Source organism: Roseateles sp., from assembly GCF_046300915.1.
Taxonomy (GTDB): Bacteria; Pseudomonadota; Gammaproteobacteria; order Burkholderiales; family Burkholderiaceae_C; genus Kinneretia.
This window is the reverse complement of sequence record NZ_JBKCLH010000231.1, coordinates 1-4,907: the sequence shown is the minus strand read 5'-3', so window position 1 is coordinate 4,907 and position 4,907 is coordinate 1. Positions and strand designations below refer to the sequence as shown.

At 69.8% G+C, this 4,907-nt stretch carries 6 protein-coding genes; 4 read left to right on the top strand and 2 right to left on the bottom strand.

Annotation, left to right across the window (positions count from 1 at the left end):
* Positions 1-1,205 (bottom strand): putative DNA modification/repair radical SAM protein (locus ACK5F2_RS17390; RefSeq protein ID WP_409866961.1); only part of this gene is annotated, 1,205 nt, incomplete at its 3' end.
* A 139-nt stretch (positions 1,206-1,344) separates the two neighbouring features.
* Between ACK5F2_RS17390 and moaA the strand changes: the two genes are divergently transcribed.
* Genes moaA through ACK5F2_RS17370 form a run of 4 tightly spaced genes read left to right on the top strand, consistent with a single transcriptional unit; the run spans position 1,345 to position 4,063 of the window.
* Positions 1,345-2,466, top strand: coding sequence for a GTP 3',8-cyclase MoaA (gene moaA, locus ACK5F2_RS17385; RefSeq protein ID WP_409866958.1), 1,122 nt, complete (start codon positions 1,345-1,347; stop codon positions 2,464-2,466).
* Between the two features lie 22 nt (positions 2,467-2,488).
* Complete coding sequence (locus ACK5F2_RS17380) at positions 2,489-2,839, top strand: hypothetical protein (RefSeq protein WP_409866955.1); 351 nt, start codon at positions 2,489-2,491, stop codon at positions 2,837-2,839.
* Positions 2,826-3,500, top strand: coding sequence for a molybdenum cofactor guanylyltransferase MobA (mobA, locus tag ACK5F2_RS17375; protein WP_409866953.1), 675 nt, complete (start codon positions 2,826-2,828; stop codon positions 3,498-3,500). The genes ACK5F2_RS17380 and mobA overlap by 14 nt, the downstream gene beginning before the upstream one ends.
* Positions 3,501-3,550: 50 nt before the next feature.
* Positions 3,551-4,063, top strand: a complete 513-nt coding sequence (locus tag ACK5F2_RS17370; RefSeq protein ID WP_409866951.1) for an N-acetyltransferase family protein — start codon at positions 3,551-3,553, stop codon at positions 4,061-4,063.
* Positions 4,064-4,080: 17 nt separating this feature from the next.
* Here ACK5F2_RS17370 and ACK5F2_RS17365 read toward each other — a convergent pair whose 3' ends face one another.
* Positions 4,081-4,743: a DJ-1/PfpI family protein gene (locus tag ACK5F2_RS17365; RefSeq protein ID WP_409866948.1), complete on the bottom strand. Its 663-nt coding sequence runs from the start codon at positions 4,741-4,743 to the stop codon at positions 4,081-4,083.
* Positions 4,744-4,907: the final 164 nt, after the last annotated feature.

The following is a 4,907-nucleotide window of genomic DNA, read 5'->3' as shown; positions in this document are numbered from 1 at the left end:
CCCTGGTGCGGGTGCCGCCGGCTTTTGTGGCCCTGTGCGAGCGCGTGCTGCTGCACCGCGAGCCGCGCCGTGTTGCCCTGATGTACCGCCTGCTCTGGCGCCTGACCCATGAGCCGCGCCTGCAGCAGACGCTCCACCATGCCCGGCCCCAGGCCCGGCACGCGCAGCATCAGCTCGCGCGGCGCGCTGTTCAGGTCCACCGGAAAGCGCGCCGGATGCGCCAAGGCCCAGGCCAGCTTAGGGTCCACATCCAGGCGCAGCAGTCCCTGGCCGTCCAGGGCCAGTTCCTCATGGGCAAAACCGTAGAAGCGCATCAGCCAGTCGGCTTGGTAGAGCCGGTGCTCGCGCAGCAGGGGCGGCGGCTTGAGCGGCAGGGCCTGCGCCGCGTCAGGAATGGGGCTGAAGGCCGAGTAGTAGACCCGGCGCATGCGGTAGCCGCGGTAGAGCGCGGCGCTGGTGGCCAGGATACTGCGGTCATCGCTGCCGTCCGCGCCCACGATCATCTGGGTGCTCTGGCCCGCGGGCGCGAAGCGCGGCGGCCGCGCCGGCCGCGGCCGGGCGCCGGGCAGCACGCGTATGGGCTGCACCGCCGGCTCGCGCGCGGCCTCGATGCCGCTGCGCAGCCGGCCCATGGAGCGACGGATGGCCTGGCCGTCTTTCTCGGGCGCCAGCGCACGCAGGCCTTGCTCGCTGGGCAGCTCGATATTGATGCTCAGCCGGTCGGCGTAGCGGCCGGCGCGCTCCAGCAGCTCGGCGCTGGCATCGGGAATGGTCTTGAGATGGATGTAGCCGCGAAAGCCATGGGCCTCGCGCAGCTGGCGCGCCACCTCCACCACCTGCTCCATGGTGTAGTCCGGGCTCTTGACGATGCCGCTGGACAGAAACAGACCCTCGATGCAGTTGCGGCGGTAGAAGTCCAGGGTCAGCTGCACCACCTCTTCCACCCGGAAGCGGGCCCGCGGCACATTGCTGCTGGCACGGTTGACGCAGTAGAGGCAGTCGTACTGGCAGTGGTTGGTCAGCAGGACCTTGAGCAGGGAGATGCAGCGACCGTCCGGCGCGTAGCTGTGGCAGATGCCCATGCCGCCGGTGGAGCCCAGGCCGCGGCCGTCGGCGGAGTCGCGCTTGTCCGTGCCGCTGGAGGCGCAGGAGGCGTCGTACTTGGCAGCATCGGCCAGGATGGCGAGTTTGCGATTCAGGTCCACGGTGGGCTGGGCGGCATGGCCAGATTGAATACTGTACAAATATACAGCCATTTAATCACCTCTGCAGGCTGGGTCGGACCATGCGCGCGGGCCGGCCCCAGAGCCGGCTGGCCCGGCAAGAGCGGGCACAATCAGCGCCATGTCAGAGCGCGTGATCCCCGTGATGGACTTGCGGCAAGCCCAGGTGCCGCCCCTGCCCTTGCAGCCCCTGCCCGAAGGCGCCCTGGTGGCAGACGCCCTGGGTCGCCCGCTGCACGATCTGCGCATCTCGGTCACGGACCGGTGCAACTTCCGCTGCAGCTACTGCATGCCCAAGGAAGTCTTTGATCACTACCACCAGTTCCTGCCCCATGCCGAACTGCTGAGCTTCGAGGAAATCACCCGCCTGGCCAGCGTCTTCGTGGGCCTGGGCGTGCGCAAGCTGCGCCTGACCGGCGGCGAGCCCTTGCTGCGGCGCGGCATCGAGAGCCTGATTGCGATGCTGGCCGCCTTGCGCACACCCGAGGGTCAGGCGCTGGACCTGACCCTGACGACCAATGGCTCCCTGCTGGCCCGCAAGGCCGCTGCCCTGAAGGCGGCCGGGCTGCAGCGCATCACCGTCAGCCTGGACGGGCTGGACGACGCCGTGTTCCAGCGCATGAACGATGTGGGCTTTCCGGTGGGCGAGGTGCTGCGCGGCATCGAGACGGCGCTGGACGTGGGCCTGGGGCCGGTCAAGGTCAATATGGTGGTCAAGCGCGGGGTCAACGAAGACCAGATCCTGCCCATGGCCCGGCATTTCCGCGATCACTACGGCGGCGCGGTGGTGCTGCGCTTCATCGAATACATGGACGTGGGCGCCACCAATGGCTGGCGCATGGACGAAGTCCTGCCCTCGCGCGAGCTGCTGGCGCGGCTGCAGGCCGAGTTCCCCTTGCGCCCGCTTGATGCCGCTGCGCCGGGTGAAACCGCCGAGCGCTGGGCCTATGCCGATGGCCGCGGCGAGGTCGGCCTGATCTCCAGCGTGACCCAGGCCTTCTGCGGCGACTGCAATCGCGCCCGCCTGTCCACCGAGGGCAAGCTCTACACCTGCCTGTTCGCCCATGCCGGTCATGATCTGCGGGCCCTGCTGCGCGGCGGCGCCAGCGATGCGCAGATGCGCGCCGCCCTGGGCGCGCTCTGGTCGCGCCGCGATGACCGCTATTCGCAGCTGCGCGGTCAGGGGCAGGCCCTGCCGGGCGATGGCAGCCGGCGTGTCGAGATGCATTACATCGGCGGCTGAGCATCGCTCACTCACTTCGATCATGAGTCCCGACCAGCAGCCCCCCTTCACTCTGCGGCGCGCACTCAGCGACTGGTTCACCCCCCGGCTGCGGCGCCAGCTGCTCTGGGCCCTGGCGGCCGCTCTGGGTCTGCCCTGGCTGGTGGGCGCCTGGGCCAAGCAGTTCATTCAGCCCGGCCTGCACAACGATGCCCAGCGCGCCGCCCAGCTGGTGGACTTCATGGTGCTGGGGGGCATCTTCTTTGGCCTGTCCATGATCGTGGTCTGGCTGGTCGGCTGCTGGGTGGTGGCCGTGATGAAGGGCCCCTCCTTGAAGGGCGACGAATTCCCGGGCGCCGCGGAGCAGGAGGGGCCGGGCCATGGCAGCACTTGAGCGCAAGTCCCTCAGCGGCCTGCTGCTGGCCGGCGGTGAGGGGCGCCGCATGGGTGGGCAGGACAAGGGCCTGCTGCCCCTGCATGGCGAGCCGCTGGCGGCCCATGTGCTGCGCCGCCTTGCACCCCAGGTCGGGCGGCTGCTGGTGAGCGCCAACCGCCATCAGCAGCAATACCTGGCACTGGCGCAGGCACTGGACCCGCAGGCCCAGGTCTTGAGCGATGAGCGCAGCTTGTGTGCCGGCGAGGCCTTTGCCGGCCCGCTGGCCGGCATGCTCGCCGGCCTGCTCGCCTGCAAGACCGAATGGCTGCTGTGCACGCCTTGCGATCTGCCCGCCCTGCCCCAGGATCTCGCCGCGCGCCTGTGGGCCGGCAGCCAGGCCATGGCCGGTGCTGCGCGCCCAGTCGCCTATCCGCGCGATCGCGAGGGGCGGCTGCATCCTGCTTGCTGTCTGTTGCGCCGCGATCTCGCCCCCTCCCTGCGCGACTATCTGGCCCGGGGCGGACGCCGCGTGCGCGAGTGGATGCAGAGCCAGGGCGCGGTCGAGGTGGCTTTCGAGCGTGCCGACGACCTGCGGGCCTTCGCCAACCTCAACCACCCCGCCGATCTGGCGGCACTGCAGGCCCAGCCAGCGCTCCTTGCCGCCCCGCCCGAATTCTGAACCTTCTTTCCCCCGAGGCTCTGATCCTGCCGGCCGGCATCCAGCTGCGCATGCTGCGCGAGGGCGATCTGCATGAATACAAGCGCTTGCGCGACGCCATGCTGTCGGCCCATGACGAGGCCTTCACCTCAGACGCTGCCAGCGAGCGGGGCCGCAGCGCCGAGAGCTACCGCAACCGCCTGAGCCAGGCCAATGGCGTGGGCTGCATGTTCACCGTCACGGCCTGGCGCGGGGAGCAGCTGGTGGGCGCGGTGAGTTGCGAGCGTGAGGGCCGGGCCAAGATCCGGCATATCGCCCATGTGGTGGGCATGATGGTGGCCGATGAGCAGCAGGGCCGCGGCCTGGGCCGGGCCCTGCTCTACTGCGCGCTGCGCCTGCTGGGCGCCGAGCCCGAGATCCGCATGGCCACACTGAGCGTGAGCAGCGGCAATGAGGGCGCCATCAGGCTCTACGAGTCCCTGGGCTTCAGGCGCTACGGCCAGCTGCCGGGCGCACTCAAGCTGGCCGATGGGCGCCTGATCGGCAAGGACCTGATGGCCCTGGAGCTGCCGCCCCCGCCCTGAAGCCGCGGGGCAGGCGCTTACCAGACCGAGTGCAGCACGGTGCCGTTGGCAGCCCGCCAGTCATAGTCCATCTGGCGCGCGGTGCGCCGCGCCAGATCCACCGAGGCGAACTCGGCCACCAGATGCAGGCTCAGATCGATACCTGCCGAGATGCCGGCCGAGCTGAAAAGGCGGCAGCGTCCGCCATGGTGCACCCAGGGCCGGGCCTCCACCCAGCGCTGATGCACCACCACACGCAGCAGGGAGCCCGAGGCCTGGGAGGCGGCCTGCAGATCCTCAAGATCTTCCCAGTGGGTGGTGGCCTCGCGCTCGTTGAGCAGACCGGCCTTCTCCAGCAGAAAGGCGCCGGTGCAGATGGAAGCCAGGGCCTTGAGATGCAGGCTCTGGCGCAGCAGCCAGTCACTCAGGCCCGGGCGTGCCAGTTCGGCCGTGACCACGCCGCCGGGCACGATCAGCAGGTCCAGCGGCGGCGCCTCGCTGAAGACACGCTGGGGCGTGACCAGCAGCCCGCCGCGGGCCCGGACCGGCGCAAGACTCGGCCCCAGGGTCAGCACCTCGAAGGGCGGCGTGGCCTGCGGATCGGCCCGGTGGACCAGGCGGCTGGCGGTGTTGAAGACCTCGAAGGGGCCGGCAAAGTCCAGCACCTCCACCTCGTCGAACAGATAGATCCCGAGCCGCATGCGCGCATCCCCGTTGTGGCTGCCCCCAGCATAGTGCCGCGCCCCCGGGGGCGCAGCATGGATTGCCCCAAGGCCCAAACCAGGCCAGAGCCCATGCTGTCCCCTAAATCCTCCTGACACGATATGGCGGGACTGCATCCCTACAATGCGCCCAGCCCCAAACC

Excerpts from the sequence above, each read along its gene's own strand:
- ACK5F2_RS17380 (WP_409866955.1), top strand. The coding sequence starts at position 2,489 with ATGAGTCCCGACCAGCAGCCCCCCTTCACTCTGCGGCGCGCACTCAGC.
- ACK5F2_RS17365 (WP_409866948.1), bottom strand. The coding sequence starts at position 4,743 with ATGCGGCTCGGGATCTATCTGTTCGACGAGGTGGAGGTGCTGGACTTT.
- moaA (WP_409866958.1), top strand. The coding sequence starts at position 1,345 with ATGTCAGAGCGCGTGATCCCCGTGATGGACTTGCGGCAAGCCCAGGTG.
- mobA (WP_409866953.1), top strand. The coding sequence starts at position 2,826 with ATGGCAGCACTTGAGCGCAAGTCCCTCAGCGGCCTGCTGCTGGCCGGC.
- ACK5F2_RS17370 (WP_409866951.1), top strand. The coding sequence starts at position 3,551 with ATGCTGCGCGAGGGCGATCTGCATGAATACAAGCGCTTGCGCGACGCC.